Genomic DNA, 15,866 nt, shown 5'->3' with positions numbered 1-15,866 from the left:
TTTAAAGTGGGTATGGTTGCCCTTTAATTGTAGCAAAATAAATCACTATGTTTAAAAGGCGAACCAGAGAAGATGTTGCTTTGCCAACAGGAAGGGGAATGTTAAATAGTGGTTAAAGCAGAAGTGACTAACCAGGTTTTACAATGCATTCATTTTCTATCGCTGTTATTTGCACTTCAGCTGCCTTTTGGTAATTTGTATAGCTATTATTGATCTTAAATGCTCTCAAAGCTAAGTCATTAAAAGTAACAAACGCTTTATTTTCGTAAGCAATTTGCGCTTTTTCCAATTCACTGTAAGTAATGAAATCATCTGCAGTAGCATTGGTCATTGTGGGAATAAAGGGATAAAATTTAAAATTGGATAAATTGCGTGAAGGCTCACCTTGCGATTCCTTGAAAGCCATAATAGTTCCAAGTGCTTCTTCTATTGCTTTTAAATCCTCCTCAGTACAATTAATATGTTTTATAGCTGTTAAAAAACACATCGTCTCTTCAGTATTGGTTTTATTAGTCCAGTGATCAGTGTGAACACAAATATCAGCTCCCCAACCCTCAGAATTGCTAATTACATCTACTAATTGATGAAGTATTTGTTGAGATTGAGAAAGTGGTGAGGCTTTTATCTCTTCCTCAAAAAAAGTTTTAAATTTAACAGCATTTAAAATTGATTGGAGTAAAGGTAATTCAGGATCAAACAAGCGGCCACCGATGGTGGTATTTAGTTGGGGTGGAAAAATTTTACCATCTTTGGTACGCGCATCTTTTAAGGCAGGATTATCTCGTAATCCACCTAATCCATAAATTTTATGATCGGGTGTGTGAAATAACAGAAGAACACCACAGCCATCTGGTTTAAAATTAGGGAGAGATGAAGTAGATGTTGCTTTTTTTACTATCTCTTGAGCGCTGGACTCCATTATATTGTGAATTTGGACAGTCGCTAGTTTATCTGTACCGCGTTCCAAGGTTAATGACATTTTAAACTCCCAAAAAAATAGGGCATATACTATTTGCTGATTAAAAAAATGTCAATTTTATTAATCAGGTAAAGGTCAATCGGTGCAGATTAAATTCCAAGTGAGTAATTTGGTGTTTGGTGCGCGGAATGCAAATAAATCTGATATGAGATCCTATGGATGCTATGCATAAAGCATAGCAAGTAGGCAAAAGAGGAGTCTTTTGTGCTAAACATTAGATGCGGTTACCGGTTACTTATCAGGAAACTGTAGCTCGGGATGCTTGCTTTAAACTGCGTACCGTCTGAGGTCCATAAAGAATTTCATTAAGTTTTCCCTGTGGATTAAATACAAAAGTTGCCGGTACGCCAGGGATACTGCCCAGTCCTAGCTGCTTGGCCGGATCAAGCAAGCTAGGATAGCGAATATTGTATTTTTTGACTAATTCCAATTGCTGTGCAGGAGGTAACATATCATAATTAACGGCAAACAGAGCCGCCTTGCTGTGTTGGCTTTGATAAAACCGATTTAATTCATGAATCTCATCAAGACAGGGCTGACACCAACTGGCCCAATAGTTAATAAAAATCCATTTTCCTTTTAGGCTGCTAAATGCTATTTGTTCGCCATCAATGGTTTTTAAAATGGTATTGCTCGCCAAGACATAGTGACATAATAGGGATAGGCAAATAGCAATAATGGATTTAAATGGAGTCATCGGTCACCTGAGTTTTAACTTATCTCACGCAGCATCTATTTTTTAGCAAATTTAGATGCACCAAAGGCATCCAGACGCGCAAAAAAGACGACACTGTATAAGATAAATTTAAGCAATTAGCTTAGTATTCTATACGTCATCCTGAAAGCAGCGCAAGCTGCTTGCTTGAAGATTTCCACAGTACGAGATGAGGAGAATTCTTCACTGTGTTCAGAATGACGCTTTATGGGCTGAATAATGTTTTATACCGTTAAGAGTTGATTACGGCATTTACAGCGTAAGTGATTCCTTGGTGAGTTCTTTTTCTTCCTCGTCTACTTTAGTGTCAGATCTAGTTGATGAACTTAGCACACTATACTGATTTAGTCCTTCATGAATTTGCTGCCTGGATGTTGAGGAGCGCCAGTTTGGGATTTTGTCCAGCGGTCTTTGTGTCGGTGTGCACGGTGGCGTTGGAATTGGTTCTCTTTCTGGATTTAAGGCGTGTTCTTCTTCCTCAATGCGCTTTAATTCCGAGGCGGTTAAAGGCTGTACTTTGCCATCGTAAATGTAGGGGAATAAGCGTAACTTGGCCACTAAAACAAACGCATCCCATTTGCCTTTTAATTCACGATATCCCCATTGAGATGGAGTGGCTTTAAGTTGGTTATAATCAGAGGGAGAAAGTGTCTTAATATGACTTAAATTTTCACGGTAATAAATTTTTGTATCTTTACCTAAAACAAGCAGTGGTTGTAATTGACGATAATTTGGATCCACATCGGGTAAATGCTCAAGCCCTCCATACTTTCTTTGTGATGGTACTGTCTCGCCAGCAATGACATGTTCGATATCCATAAGAGAACATTGCATACCGGCGATGCAAGCCGCCTTATTGAAATGATTAATGCAACTATTAAAGTCACCGTCACCTCTCGCTGAAGCGGGTGCTTCTGTTGGCGTGGGTGTGGGGTCATAGGGACGCTTCGTATAAACCCCCACCCGATTTAATTCATTATGCAGGTTATTGGCTAAAATACTTCCCCAGGTGCCAAAACGCTCCGTTAGTAAAACGCGTAAATCACCTACCATTGACATGTGTCCTGCGGCAAAATGATCGGTATAATAATGAAAAATAAACAATTCCACACAATAAGCTAATGCCTGGTAGCGGTAAAATAAATCCTGCAACAAATCTGTGGATAAGTCCTTTTTTTGATTGCGTAGCGCGTGTAAAACAGTGCGGGACTCTAGAGAAACTCCTTCGTAGTCTGTGTTGGCTATTAATTGTTTTAATTCGGCGGCAATATGAGCATACTTAAGCGCAAGATGATGTCCTAGGGTATATACTCTCACTGACCAAGGGGTGAAGTGGGTCTGATTGCGATTCAACATTTCACCATAATCTCTGACACGCAAGAAAAACATTAATTGCTTCATATAATCATTTAAAGTGGCAGAGAAAGGAAGATAATTGCTGCTATCAATTTTATAAATTAAATCAATATTTGCACGGCTGACATCAGGAGAGGCCAAGTTGTTGTACGCTTTAAGAAGCGCATCTTCTTCTTTTTCGGTTACTGGCTGCTCAATTAAGTAATCACCCAAACTATTGTTTAAAGCATCCAGGGAAAAATTTTCTGCTGTTTCGAAGCTATGACAACTGGGAAGATCAAGTTTCATATTCCAGTCGCGGTCGGTAAAGAAATCAGCTGCCATCGCTATAATTTCCCCGGCAGTCATTTCTAACCTCATTGGTTCAGGAAAGCTATTTTCTTGATAACGCTGCAGCGTTAAATGCAGTACTCCCTGCTCATCAATTCGTAAATAGGGATTGCCTTCTATGCTGGTAAAGCGTAAAGAATTCCCTAACTCAGTGTGTTCTTTGGTGTCCATCGAAGCTCCTTTTCTCTCTTTATGACTCTTCAGCATAGAACAAGAATGGTTGATTGTCAGCTCAAGGGATAAGCAGGGACAAACGCCTTTAAATTTTAAAAAATATAAACAATTCCTTTGTGCCTGGATGCTGTACTTTAGGCCTTGTGAGTAGACATATATTGAGATGCGTTTCCTTAAGTGGATTTAACAAGCTTCCTTTTTTCAGTATGCTAGCTATTATTTCTTTAAATTATTTTCTTTATGAAGACAATACACGTTGAAAGATTAATCCAGGGTACTTTATTGCGGGAAGGAGCAGGTGTAAAATTACATCGTTATATTGGCCTCATCCGTCAAAATGATTTTGACCCTATTTTGCTCCTGGATTTTTTTGATAGTGATAATGAAATGGATTATATGGGTGGATTTCCGCTACATCCTCATCGCGGTTTTGAAACTGTCACCTATATGCTAAATGGGCAAATGGAACATCAAGATAATCACGGGCATCGTGGTGTTATAGGTCCCGGTGATGTCCAATGGATGACAGCAGGTCGCGGGATTATTCACGCTGAAATGCCCAAACAAACCCAAGGACGCCTAACAGGATTACAGCTGTGGTTTAATTTACCTGCTGCCAATAAATGGGTTGCTCCACGATATCAGGAATTTAGGGCAACCCAGCTACCGGTTGAAACCCACCCTTCAGGTTTTAATATAAAAGTTATCGCGGGAAAAACAGACAAAGGCACTCGATCACCTATCGAGGGTATTGCTACTGAGCCTATTTTTTTGGATATCAGTTTTGCTGCAAAGGAAACATTAAAGCAAAGTATTCCTAAAGATCATCAGGCCATTCTTTTTACTTTAAACGGCGAAGTAATTGTCCAGGGGCAAGTCGTTGCTGAAAAAATACTTGCAGACTTAAGTGAAGGGTCTATTGTTAGTCTGGAAGGAAGTGCAGGAGCTCGCTGTCTGTTAATCGCTGCAAAAAAAATAAAGGAACCTATTGCCTGGCTCGGTCCTTTTGTAATGAATACCCAGCAAGAAGTTATGCAAGCATTGGATGATTATCGCAATAACCGTTTTTAAGGAGAAAAGGGCAAATTTTGGATTGTACTATTCGAGTAATGGACAGTGGCAGCAATGGCCGAAGAAGTAGCAAAAGGAGCTAGCGAGGCTAAGGACAGTACCCCTGGCTTTGTTAGCAAATGGCATGCTTTCAGGACAAACTTATGGCTGGTATTACAAAAAAAACTTTGGCTAATATCGCTCATTTTTTGAGGTAGATTGTTGTTCTTTTTGGGGAGTAATCGTTGGCTCTTCTTTGGATGTTTTGAAAAACCACCCCCATTTCTTTTGCTTGGGTTTTTCCAGAAGGGGTTCCTTTTCTTGAGGTTCTTCCTCTTTCAAGTGTGCTCCTAAGAGATTAGGCGTTTTTGTGATGGCTGTTCTTGTCATATCAGAAGGACTGGCTTTCTGTTTAATATCTGGGAATTGAAGATTTTCTGCCTTATTGAATTTTATTAAGGCCTTTTCCAGACTCATTCTGGCTGCTGGAGCATAGGCGGTCATGCCTTCAATTATTCTCTTTATAGTAAGCGCGGCCTTCTCATCAAGTTCAGTAATATTATGAAATAAATGGGAATAATCATTGTTCCTGGCAACTTTAAGAAGTTGTTTGCCGTTTAAACGAGTATCATAGCTCGCTAAATCAGTGTGCCATAATAATGCCAGGATACGGCCCAAACTATAAATATCACTCTGCTGCGTTGTTCCTCTGCCTAAAAGTACCTCTGGTGATACATATAAGGGGGAGCCAACAGCATCGTTATCAACGTAAGTATTATTGATTTTGGCTAGTCCAAAATCAATAGTTCCTATTAATCCTTCGCTCAGTTCTACCATGATATTCTCAGGTTTCAAATCACGGTGAACAAGGTCTGCAGCAAATACTTGCGTTTGTAATGCTTCTATCAAGTGCTTGCTCAACATAAAACGTTCGGCAATAGTAAGTTTGCGAGCTCCCGTTAAATCATCGTTGATAATATCAAATAATTCCCGCCCTTCCATACGCCTGGAAATGCTGTAAATATGAGCCCCGAATCGCACGGGTATTTTGGGATGAGAGTGGGGTGTCATACGGGTAAGAGTATATTCGTTGACTGCATCATCCATGGTTTTAGTGTTGTAGGGGCGTTGTTTAACAATGCGTCGTTTACCAAAAGGTTTTTCTTTAATAATTAATTCCTTCTCAGCAAATTTCATGGTTACCTGGACAGGATAGACTATGCCATACGCGCCTTTTCCTAATGGAGTAGAATCAATGGCTTCATAACGATTTTCGCCTTTTTTGCTTTCTCTTTTAATAACCGTATTTGTCAAAGCTACTTTAATTTTTTTCTTTTTATAAGTAATTTGATAATAATTAGATTCATGCCACCCTTGTGTATTATCGCTGGTTTGTTCTAATAGCGCTTTTAAAAGGGGGAGATGCTTTTTCTTGGGATTGACCGGATTAATCAGTTTCTTCTTCATAAGTGTCTTCCATACTCTGATATTCCTATTGCATTAAGTATAGGATAGCGCAAAAATATAAACAAAAAGATTATATTTTGTGCATTTTGCTATTTGCTGGACATGGCAAATAATGTATAATCGCTAGTCATCTGTTTTTTTTCTCAAGTTGAAAAAACAGAGTGGCTTGACTTAACTGATGGTGGGAGTGTAATGGCAATCACTTTAATTGTTTTATCAATTGTAGTTTTAACCGTAATTTGTGTGGTTGCTATGATTTATAAATTTTTTAAACAGCCTGCAGTTAAGTTGTCGCTATTTGATTATGTCAAACTCACTTTTAGTGGAATTATTGCCTTTATTGCTGATACCTTGGGTATTGGCAGTTTCGCAGTTAATGTTGCCTTGGCTAAATTGCTGGGAACTTTTCCTGATGATGAATTACCTGCTGTCAATAATGGTGCGCAGGTTATTCCTGGTACCATAGAATCATTTTTCTTCATGCGTCTTGTTGATGTGGATCTGACGACCTTGCTCACCCTGGTTTTGGGCGCTTGTGTTGGTGGTCTAATTGGTGGCAGTGTAGTGACTCGCCTCAGTAAGCAGGCTATTCGGTTAGCGATGATAGGTTGTTTTGTGGTGATTATTGGGCTACTTATTTGTCATCAATTCCGTTTGATGCCTGTTGGGGGCGATATTGTTGAACTTCACTCCTGGAAGCTGGTCATCGGCTTTTTTGCGATGATCATTTGTGGAGCGCTTACTTCAGTAGGAATAGGCTTATTTGTGATGGTACAGGCTGTACTATTTCTGCTAAATGTTTCCCCCGTTGTTGCTTTTCCTATTATGACAACTGCCGGTGCGATGCAGCAACCACTAACCACTCTGGTTTTTGTACAGCAAAATAAAATTCCTTTGAAAAAAACGTTAATTCTTAGTCTGGCAGGATGCGTTGGTGTTTTTATTACCCTACCTGTATTCATTAAACTTACGGTAACGTGGTTGCATTCACTACTACTTGCTATATTAATATTTAATCTTTATGCGATAACTCGTACTTATTGGGCTGCCAGACCCCCCAAAAAATTTATAGCCTCACCAGAAGCCAGTTTTGCAGTGGTTGAATAAATTCTATTTTTAAGGCAGTTAAAAATGGTAAAATGAATACGCCGAGTGTTTACGCGTTCATGCTTAAGCCATGTAAATGCATCTAGCAAAACATATTTAATATCTACGTTCCGCGCGTGTTTTGAGGCAAGATCAAATGGACATTGTGCATAAGCACAGTAGATGAAGCCATTTTTGTGTTTGAAATTAGATGCATTTATTCTGTGCTGAAGTGATGCTCAGGGCAAAACAATTAAAAAATTTTCTATAATGAATAGTTATATTCCATAAAAGGTCTGTTAATGGAAGAAGAAAAAAGTAAAACCCAAAAAAAGCGTGAAGCAGAAGCCTTGCAAAAAGTGGGGGTTAAATTAATCGCTTTAAGTCCGAGCAAACTTGATGAATTGCCATTGCCGACTAATTTACGTCAGGCTATTCTGGACGCCAAGGCAATTAAAAGTCATGGAGCCATTAGGCGTCAGGCGCAATTAATCGGGAAACTCATGCGTGCTTCTGACAGCGAGGCTATTTTGGCGGCTTATGAAACTCTTATTGCTGAGGACAGTGCGCAGACTGCTATATTTCATGAAATAGAACAATGGCGCGAACGTCTGATAATTGAAGGTAAGGAAGCTTTGACTGAATTTATTGACCATTATCATCCTGATGATGTGCAACAATTAAGACAGCTTGTTAAGAAAGCAGTTGATGAAAGAAGCACCAATAAGCATAGCGGAGCTGCGAAGGCATTGTTTCGCTTTTTAAGGTCTTGTGTGGCATGAAATATTCATTATTTATAAGCTGTCCAAAGGGATTAGAGTATCTCCTTGAAGAAGAGCTAAGGGCATTGGGATTACATGTGACGCGTGTCAGTCCTCAAGGGGTCTATGGTGAAGGCGATATAGCAGTTATTTATCAGCTTTGTTTATGGTCACGCCTGGCTAATAGAGTACAACTGTTGTTATTCACTGGGCAGGCGCATAATGAGCAAACTCTTTATCAACTTTGCAATCAATTTCCCTGGCAAACCGTGTTCACGGCAGATAAAACATTAGCCATCGATTTTCATGGTTCATCAACCCATATTCGCAATTCCATGTTTGGCGCGCAGGTGGTTAAAGACGGTATTGTTGATCATTTTCGTCAATTTAAAGGGCTGCGCCCCTCCATCGATCGCGAAAAGCCACAAATTCGTCTGCACGCCCATTTAAAACATGACATTATCACGGTAAGTTTTGACTTAACCGGCTACAGTTTACATCAACGAGGTTATCGCACTCAAGCTGGTGACGCACCACTTAAAGAAAATATCGCTGCCGCCATGCTGCTGCGCGCGAAGTGGCCTCAGCTAGCGGCAAAAGGCTACAGTTTACATGATCCGTTTTGCGGTTCAGGAACCATTGTTATCGAAGCAGCAATGATGGCAAGTCATATTGCTCCAGGTTTGTTACGACAAGATCAATCTCTCAATTATTGGGCGCAGCATCAGTCATCCTTATGGGAAAAAGTCCGTGCTTTGGCATTAAAGCAGGTTAAACCCTTAAGTGTTAAATTAAGAGGAACCGATAGCAATCCAAAGTTAATAAAAATCGCTCACGCCAATGCCGAACGAGCTGGTGTGCTTCCTTTAGTTGAGTTCGCTGTAATGTCAGTTAAAGATTGCCGGCCTCATTACGAAAAGGGATTGGTTATTGGTAATCCACCCTACGGTGAACGTCTCAGTGAAGCCACGCAGCTCATTCCCCTTTATCAGCAGTTGGGTACGACTTTGCATAATAATTACCAGGGTTGGCAGGCAGCCATTTTGACCTCCAATGCCCTGTTAGCCAAAGCATTGGGATTGCGAGCCGGTAAGCAATATACATTATTTAACGGACCACTGGAATGCAAACTGTATTGTGTTGCACTTGAAAGTGCGAATCGCCTCAAAATGGGTAAAGGCGATGCGTTGTCTTCAGGTGCGCATATGTTTGCTAATCGTCTGCGAAAAAATTACCAGCATTTGCAAAAATGGGCTCACCGTAAGCAAATCAGCTGTTATCGTGTTTATGATGCGGATTTACCCGAGTACGCTTATGCCATTGACATTTATAATGATTATGCAGTGTTACAGGAATATGCTCCTCCTGCTACAATTCCTCTGCATAAAGCAGAAAAACGTAGTCTGGAAGTCATTCAAGTTGTTCCTGATGTGTTAGGAATTTCTCCTGATAAATTGATCGTGAAACAACGCAGGCCACAGAAGGGCAGCAATCAATATCACAAAATGAATCAAACAAAGCATGAAATGACTGTTGTCGAGGGTGCTGCCCAGCTAAAGGTTAATTTATATGATTATTTGGATACGGGCTTATTTTTAGATCACAGGCCTTTAAGGATGCGTTTTGGGCAGTTAAAACCAGGTACTCGTTTTCTTAACTGCTTTTGCTACACAGCCAGCGCCAGCGTGCATGCTGCATTAGCGGGTGCTTTCACGGTCAATGTTGATTTATCCAAAACGTATTTAAAGTGGGCGCAAGATAATTTTAAATTGAATCACCTCGATTTATCGAGGCATCAGTTTATTCATTATGACTGTCTGGAGTGGTTAAAGATCACCCGCGATCGTTTTGATGTCATATTTTTTGATCCTCCCAGTTTTTCCAATTCAAAAAGAATGCAGCAAACTCTTGATATACAACGTGATCAGGAGCAGTTAATTGATGCTGCTGTCCGTTTGTTAAATCAAGAGGGAGTTTTATATTTCTCTACTAATTTTCGGCATTTTAAACTTTCTCTTTCCGTACGTGAGAAATACAAGGTTCAGGATATCAGCGCAGAAACAATAGATGTAGATTTTAAACGCAGTAAACGTATCCATCACTGTTTTAGGATTACCAAGGTTTAAACGCTTAATTCGATGTAGCGGAGCAAGGATGATTGATGAGTACTCACCCTGAATCAAAAGCAACTGTAATATAATAAATTCTAGATACGCTGTCGTTCATCAACAATGCAGTCACCTGACAATGAGAGGAATAGTGACCTACATCGTGTCATCAGCAGGAGGTTTTTCTACCGTGGCATTTTTAACTACTGTTGGAGTAGCAGGTTCACCATGAATTGCTGTTTCCAATGTTTTCATTCGACCATATTTAAAAAAGATCTCTGCCGTTAAAAAAAGTGGTGCTATTAATGTTTGCCAGAAATTATCCACTAAAGCAGGTCGCTTACCTTCAATGTAGTGCCCACCTAGTTGCAATGCCCAGCCAAGAACAAAGGTGATAATAAAAGTCCACAAAGCAAAACTGGTGGGGCCAGCCCAGCTAATGAGGTGGGCTAGCCAAAGCAGAAAAAATAGAATAGGTGTTAAGACCAAGGCTAAGCGCCAATTTAAAAGAAAATAATAAATAAGTAAAACTACTGTTGCAATGCTCGCCAAGGTGGTGTCCATTACCCCGGGAACAATCAAGTGAAAAAAACCTAAAAAAATCATCAAAGAGAAAATAATGAGAGGTACACCCACCAGATGTGTATAAAGAGTCACGGGTTTTTGATGGTATTCCGCATAAAAATGCGCCTGCTCAATAAATGTTTTCATTTACTCATCCTGAAAAAAGTTTAATGAAAACATAGCACAGACTTTTTGAAAGGCCAAGCTAGCAGACATGTCTTGGGTTGGTAACTAATGCATTCTTGATCCTTTTTGCACAAATTGTTATCATGTGACCCTTCCACCTGGCTACCAATTCCTATGAAATACCTTAAGATTTTCTTAGTTTTTTGTTTAGTAAATGCGGGAATTGCTAACGCTGGTGAGCCTAGTTTGCGCGATAAAATAGGACAGATGCTTATCATTGGTTTCGAAGGTAAAACCATTGATGATACTTCTGCTGTCGCTAAAGCTATAGATAAAAATAACATCGGTGGTGTTATTTTATTTGATTATAACTACCGTACTCAAGCTTTTGATAAAAATATAGCAAATCCTGAACAAGTTAAAAAATTAAACGCACAATTACAACGTGCTAATGCGAAGGCCAATCAAAAGCACCATCGCCCGCCGCTCCCGTTACTTATTTCAGTCGATTACGAAGGTGGGGCAGTGAATCGTCTTAAACCAGAATATGGATTCCCACAAACTGTTGCTGCAAACGAGATAGGCAAAATGACGCCAGAGGAGGCTAATCAGGTTGCAACAACGATGGCACAAACACTGGAAGACGCGGGATTTAATTTAGATTTTGCGCCCGATGTTGATGTTAATGTTAATCCTGATAATCCTATTATAGGATTGTTGGGTCGCAGTTTCTCAGATAAACCGGAAGATGTTGCCTTTTATAGTAGTATTTTTTCACAAGATTTTTTACAACATCGTATTCAATGTGTTTATAAACATTTTCCTGGACATGGTAGTGCAAATGCTGATTCCCATTTGGGGTTTGTTGATGTCACCGACTCCTGGCAAGCTTATGAATTGGATCCTTATAAACTTCTGCTCACTAACGAGACCTCTTGTGGCATGATTATGACCGCGCATATTGTCAATCGTAATTTGGATGAAAGTGGGTTACCTGCTACGTTATCTCACAAAATATTGACTGAAATTCTTCGTGAGCAACTGCAGTTTAATGGCGTAATTATTACTGATGACATGCAAATGCGCGCAATCAGTGAACATTTTGGCTTGGAACAAGCAATTACCTTGTCTGTAAATGCAGGAGCAGACATGCTTTTGTTTGGCAATCAACTTTCAGATAAACCACAAGATCTAGAAGAAATAGTTAATATCATTGAAACCAAGGTAAAACAGGGAAAGATTAAGGAGGAAAGAATTAATGACGCTTATCAGCATATTGTAGCCTTTAAACGATTAATTTAATCAAGGCTTTTGCAATTTAGTGCCGTATCTAAACAAGGTTTCACTTAAGGAAAAGAGCAATGAAGCAAACGAAAGCTAATCATCAAGAGACTAAGATTGAGAATAAAACGGTAGCACTCCGAAAAGAAGAATTGCTAAAAGCTGGTTTTTCAGAGACAGGAATTTTCAAGCAAAGCAGTGCCAGAACTAGTGCTCCAGTGGTTAAGCTTAATCATCCTACTTTATCAAGAGCAATGGGACCCAAGCGTAGACTGCCCACACAAACGCGCCCCCGCAGAGAAGCGACATTTTTTACTTCAACTGCGCAAGAGTCCGGGGTTTCAGGGTCTGAGGAGAACTTAATCAATAAACTTACACAGGCCATTAAAAGTGCGCAAGTTAAGTACAGGGAACATTATTTAAAGGGGGCTTTTTCCCGTCAAGAAAGTGGCTGGCTGAGCGGCCTGCGTCATCGCATGTTGGGTCAAAGTAGAGCGCAAAGTGTTAGCGAAATTCAAGCCAATACCTTTGAGGCTGTGCTAAAAAAATTAGATGATTTCTTTTATGCTCCTGAAACTCGCTACAACTTTCATTCGTTTACCTCTTATTTGCTCGACGAATTTATTTTGCTGCTTGAACAAGCAAACTCCTCTGTAACTGTAATAAGACCAAAATCCGGAGAGCATTATAATCCCACTGTTTGGTCTGAAATCCGTGAATCATTAGCAGCGTTATTAAAAGAAAGCAGCCTTAATTATAACCACTCTGCAACAAGTTAATGAGTGGCGATGCCAGTTAACTCACTTGTTGGATAATATTAATTCATCGTAAACTGCTGCACCACCATTGATGATATTTCTATAAGCATTATAAACCTCAGCGCTGTCTCTGTTCACCTGGGCAGAAAAAAAGGTGTGCACTCGATGCAGCGCGTTTGAACCAACGCGTCTATTTTTACCTATCTCATGAAATGCATATAATGTCCCTGCACTGATAGCAAGGGTTGCTGCTAAGCCAAACTTAGTATCAACGAGATAGAAGACAGAGGTTACCAAATTGACAGCGGCTAGAAGGCATAAAGTTTTATCAAATTTTTTCTGGAGTTGTTGGTTCTGTCTCATTGTTTTCTCTAGGATAGAATTCAAAGAGACATTTTAGCAAAAATAGGCATCAGATCTAAGGAAGATCGTTAATTCAGATTAAAAATCAATTTCAAAAAAGCGGGAATCATAAGCATAGCAATTCCACCAGAACTTTTGTTCACCTAACTCAATGTGCACCCGCAACATGTCCAAGTTTGCAAGCTGAGGCTGAGGGTTGAGATGACAAACTCGATAAACACCACCCACAAACACAAAGTGATAGCCAGATGCTGTGACATTGTAATTTTCCGGAAAGCTATAATATTCGCCATGAGGTTCCAAAAGAATCGCTTTGTGGTTTAAAAGAATCTTTTGACTAATCGCTGGAAAGCTAAAACAAATTATCAATGAGGAAAGACCAATAAGTACCTTTTTCATGAGGCCAACTCCTTTGGCAGAAGTGATTTCTTTGACTGCTTTAATTATAAACTAACTATACTAATAGTAGATTTCAAATGAAGTTACGTAACTGATATACCGATTGCTTGTTAACTTGTAATTTCAACGGATATAATAAGGTATTGGTGATTATCATGAAAGAAAAACATTTTGCCTATAAAGTAACCAGTCACGCAGCAGGGTTAGTCTGTACACAAGCTGAGTTTGAAGAAAATAAAATGCTCGATTTACTCAAAGAAATTCAACAAAATCAGGTGGATGGGATTTACTGGATTCTAAAACAAAGAAACGATGAAGCCCAAGAGCCGCTGTGCATTATAGATTGTTACCATAACCGAATCTATTACCATTATTCAGGAGAGGTTGAAGACATTACCTCTACCATTGAAAAACTGAGCAAATAATTAGTAATTAAAGTTGTACTTCGCGCCAGCGAAAACAGCAGCTAAGGTGATCATTAACCATTCCTACTGCTTGCATAAATGCATAGCAAGTAGTGGGGCCCATAAATGAAAAGCCGTCTTTTTTTAATTGCTTGACCATGGCTGTTGCTTCTGCAGTCACAGTGGGAATATCTGCAAGAGTTTTCCAGGCATTTTGGATGACCTTACCCTGGGTAAATTGCCAGAAATAGTCAATGATATCTTCTCTATTGGCCACTTTTAAAAAGCATTGTGCATTAGTGCGAACAGAAGCTATTTTTAGCCGATTGCGAATGATAGTTTCATTTTGCAGTAACTGTTGGATATCATCACTGGTTAACAAGGCAAGTTTTTCTGCTGAAAAATTTAGAAAAGCTTCGCGCATTGCCTCACGCTTTTTTAAAATGGTCAACCAACTTAAACCCGCTTGCATTCCTTCCAAAATAAGCATTTCAAAGAGCTTTTGTGAATTTTTAACTGGCACACCCCATTCTTCATCATGATACTGGGTATAAAGCGCGTCTTTTGTAGACCAGTCACATCGGTGCATAAACTTTTCCACTAAATAAAGTAGTTTAACCAGCTAATGCTGCTTACAATAGTTGCTGCTGGAGTATTTAAGTAGTACCACGGACAGCCGTGGTACCTGGTTATTTGCACAATAGTCGTTAGCCCTTAGTGTTTTTTGCTTAAATAACGTCTGATTTTGTAGGGCGATGGCATAACATCTGATTGTAGGGCGATGGCAAAATGCTGTTCATCCAATTCATACAGACAAACCCAGCCTCCTTCATCAGGCTCAGCAATAGGACTACCTGCTAAATAGCGCAGCGATTTGTTGGCTTCTTCTAATGCCTCTTCTTCATCATCGCCTGCAAATGGGCCGCTGGCAAATACCCATGTATTGTCAGTGCCATAATTACTTATTTCATAGGCAAAATAAAGCTGGGGCATCAATTCCTCTGCATTGGATAAGCCTTCTACTTTGATAGTGCTTACACTGGGACAAACAGGCGGTGCTTTAAAGGCAGCAAAGGATGCGCCAGTAAGTACTAATGCACCGGCAAAGGCGGTTAACCTGCATTTGAACATCATTGTTTTTAACTCCCTGGATAGTAATAACTCTTCGCCAGCCTAACAAGGGGACGCCTTTCTTGCAAGACAAATTTGGAGCCGGCTTCTAAAAAGTTTATAAACGCTAGAAGTATATTTTTCTTATTTCCTATGAATGGATTTTGGTGCACAAATCATTGAGTAGCTCCTGACATGGTTCAGGAGTGATGTCCATAAATTACATACCACTAAAAGTCCACTTTCCCAGTATAAACAACACATTCCCTTCTCTACCTGAGCCGGGTACGTAGGTGGCTGATAACGTAAGAGTTCGATGATTTAGGGAAATCCAGGGAAGAATTCCAGGAAAGGGAATACCATGCAAGATATCAGGGCGAGCGGTCACTAAAACAGCATATCCGGCGCCAAGGCGGGTATTTTCGCTTAAATGGGCGACTTTTAAAAATGCATAGCCTAAGGCAGGCTCTATATTTTGATGTGAATCAAGAAAAGCCAGAGCATAAATACCATGCCAGTCTCCTTTTTCATCATAGAGTCCTTTGCCTAGACCGCCTCCCCAGGCAAGCTCATTATAAGACTTAATCTTATATTTGGGATAGGTGTAACGATTATGCCAGGCGTACCCTGTGAGATAAAGTTCATGATGACCTTCATGCCACAGTTGATGCATTCGATAGCAAATGGGACGAAACCAGGAAAACCACCCACCACAGGCTTCGTAGTACTGATTGGCATGGGCGCAACTTAAAAAGATTAATAAAAAAAAGCTAATCAGGGTTTTTTTCATTGATTTATCCAACCGAGGCTGCACCTGGCATGCTTAATGCTAAAG

Annotated in this window: 17 protein-coding genes; 7 read left to right on the top strand and 10 right to left on the bottom strand. The window is 39.8% G+C overall.

Annotated features, from left to right (window positions below):
* Nucleotides 1–127: 127 nt before the first annotated feature.
* The 3 genes from clem_RS14610 to clem_RS14600 all read right to left on the bottom strand — a co-directional run bounded on the left by clem_RS14610 (nt 128) and on the right by clem_RS14600 (nt 3,551).
* Entirely contained in the window at nt 128–979 is an 852-nt protein-coding gene (locus clem_RS14610) for a hypothetical protein (RefSeq protein WP_094092211.1), read from the bottom strand.
* A gap of 238 nt (nt 980–1,217) precedes the next feature.
* Nucleotides 1,218–1,676 (bottom strand): TlpA family protein disulfide reductase, encoded by a 459-nt coding sequence (locus clem_RS14605; protein WP_094092210.1) that lies wholly within the window; start codon nt 1,674–1,676, stop codon nt 1,218–1,220.
* A 270-nt stretch (nt 1,677–1,946) separates the two neighbouring features.
* Nucleotides 1,947–3,551 (bottom strand): type IV secretion protein Dot, encoded by a 1,605-nt coding sequence (locus clem_RS14600; RefSeq protein WP_232505512.1) that lies wholly within the window; start codon nt 3,549–3,551, stop codon nt 1,947–1,949.
* Nucleotides 3,552–3,794: 243 nt separating this feature from the next.
* Between clem_RS14600 and clem_RS14595 the strand changes: the two genes are divergently transcribed.
* Nucleotides 3,795–4,625 carry a pirin family protein gene (locus tag clem_RS14595; RefSeq protein ID WP_094092209.1) on the top strand — a complete coding sequence of 277 codons (831 nt, stop codon included), beginning with the start codon at nt 3,795–3,797 and terminating at the stop codon, nt 4,623–4,625.
* 171 nt (nt 4,626–4,796) lie between these two features.
* Here clem_RS14595 and clem_RS14590 read toward each other — a convergent pair whose 3' ends face one another.
* A complete protein-coding gene (locus tag clem_RS14590; RefSeq protein WP_094092208.1) occupies nt 4,797–6,071 on the bottom strand; it encodes a protein kinase domain-containing protein in 1,275 nt (424 codons plus the stop codon).
* Between the two features lie 192 nt (nt 6,072–6,263).
* On the opposite strand from clem_RS14590, the gene clem_RS14585 reads away from it, so the two are divergent.
* The 3 genes from clem_RS14585 (at nt 6,264) to rlmKL (ending at nt 10,044) form a co-directional block, all read left to right on the top strand.
* Complete coding sequence (locus tag clem_RS14585; RefSeq protein ID WP_094092207.1) at nt 6,264–7,178, top strand: TSUP family transporter; 915 nt, start codon at nt 6,264–6,266, stop codon at nt 7,176–7,178.
* Between the two features lie 281 nt (nt 7,179–7,459).
* On the top strand, nt 7,460–7,939 hold the full coding sequence (yjgA, locus tag clem_RS14580) for a ribosome biogenesis factor YjgA (protein WP_094092206.1): 480 nt from the start codon (nt 7,460–7,462) through the stop codon (nt 7,937–7,939).
* The gene (gene rlmKL, locus clem_RS14575) at nt 7,936–10,044 is read left to right on the top strand and encodes a bifunctional 23S rRNA (guanine(2069)-N(7))-methyltransferase RlmK/23S rRNA (guanine(2445)-N(2))-methyltransferase RlmL (RefSeq protein WP_094092205.1); all 2,109 of its coding nucleotides are present in this window, start codon (nt 7,936–7,938) and stop codon (nt 10,042–10,044) included. The genes yjgA and rlmKL overlap by 4 nt, the downstream gene beginning before the upstream one ends.
* Before the next feature lie 138 nt (nt 10,045–10,182).
* Here the strand turns inward: rlmKL and clem_RS14570 are convergent, their stop codons facing one another.
* On the bottom strand, nt 10,183–10,737 hold the full coding sequence (locus clem_RS14570) for an Mpo1 family 2-hydroxy fatty acid dioxygenase (protein WP_094092204.1): 555 nt from the start codon (nt 10,735–10,737) through the stop codon (nt 10,183–10,185).
* A gap of 153 nt (nt 10,738–10,890) precedes the next feature.
* Here clem_RS14570 and clem_RS14565 point away from each other — a divergent pair, with 153 nt between their 5' ends.
* On the top strand, nt 10,891–12,018 hold the full coding sequence (locus clem_RS14565) for a glycoside hydrolase family 3 protein (RefSeq protein WP_094092203.1): 1,128 nt from the start codon (nt 10,891–10,893) through the stop codon (nt 12,016–12,018).
* A gap of 59 nt (nt 12,019–12,077) precedes the next feature.
* Nucleotides 12,078–12,776 (top strand): hypothetical protein, encoded by a 699-nt coding sequence (locus tag clem_RS14560; RefSeq protein WP_094092202.1) that lies wholly within the window; start codon nt 12,078–12,080, stop codon nt 12,774–12,776.
* Between the two features lie 21 nt (nt 12,777–12,797).
* On the opposite strand, the gene clem_RS14555 is transcribed toward clem_RS14560, so the two are convergent.
* Nucleotides 12,798–13,118: a hypothetical protein gene (locus clem_RS14555; RefSeq protein ID WP_094092201.1), complete on the bottom strand. Its 321-nt coding sequence runs from the start codon at nt 13,116–13,118 to the stop codon at nt 12,798–12,800.
* 78 nt (nt 13,119–13,196) lie between these two features.
* Nucleotides 13,197–13,517 (bottom strand): hypothetical protein, encoded by a 321-nt coding sequence (locus tag clem_RS14550; protein WP_094092200.1) that lies wholly within the window; start codon nt 13,515–13,517, stop codon nt 13,197–13,199.
* 155 nt (nt 13,518–13,672) lie between these two features.
* Here clem_RS14550 and clem_RS14545 point away from each other — a divergent pair, with 155 nt between their 5' ends.
* Nucleotides 13,673–13,942, top strand: a complete 270-nt coding sequence (locus clem_RS14545; RefSeq protein WP_094092199.1) for a hypothetical protein — start codon at nt 13,673–13,675, stop codon at nt 13,940–13,942.
* A 7-nt stretch (nt 13,943–13,949) separates the two neighbouring features.
* On the opposite strand, the gene clem_RS14540 is transcribed toward clem_RS14545, so the two are convergent.
* The 3 genes from clem_RS14540 to pagP form a co-directional block, all read right to left on the bottom strand.
* Nucleotides 13,950–14,510, bottom strand: coding sequence for a DNA-3-methyladenine glycosylase I (locus tag clem_RS14540; protein ID WP_094092198.1), 561 nt, complete (start codon nt 14,508–14,510; stop codon nt 13,950–13,952).
* Nucleotides 14,511–14,635: 125 nt separating this feature from the next.
* Nucleotides 14,636–15,055 (bottom strand): DUF4949 domain-containing protein, encoded by a 420-nt coding sequence (locus clem_RS14535; protein ID WP_094092197.1) that lies wholly within the window; start codon nt 15,053–15,055, stop codon nt 14,636–14,638.
* 196 nt (nt 15,056–15,251) lie between these two features.
* Nucleotides 15,252–15,821, bottom strand: coding sequence for a lipid IV(A) palmitoyltransferase PagP (pagP, locus tag clem_RS14530; protein WP_094092196.1), 570 nt, complete (start codon nt 15,819–15,821; stop codon nt 15,252–15,254).
* Nucleotides 15,822–15,866: the final 45 nt, after the last annotated feature.

This window comes from Legionella clemsonensis (genome assembly GCF_002240035.1).
GTDB classification, from domain to species: Bacteria; Pseudomonadota; Gammaproteobacteria; order Legionellales; family Legionellaceae; genus Tatlockia; species Tatlockia clemsonensis.
This window is presented reverse-complemented; position numbering and strand designations above follow the sequence as displayed.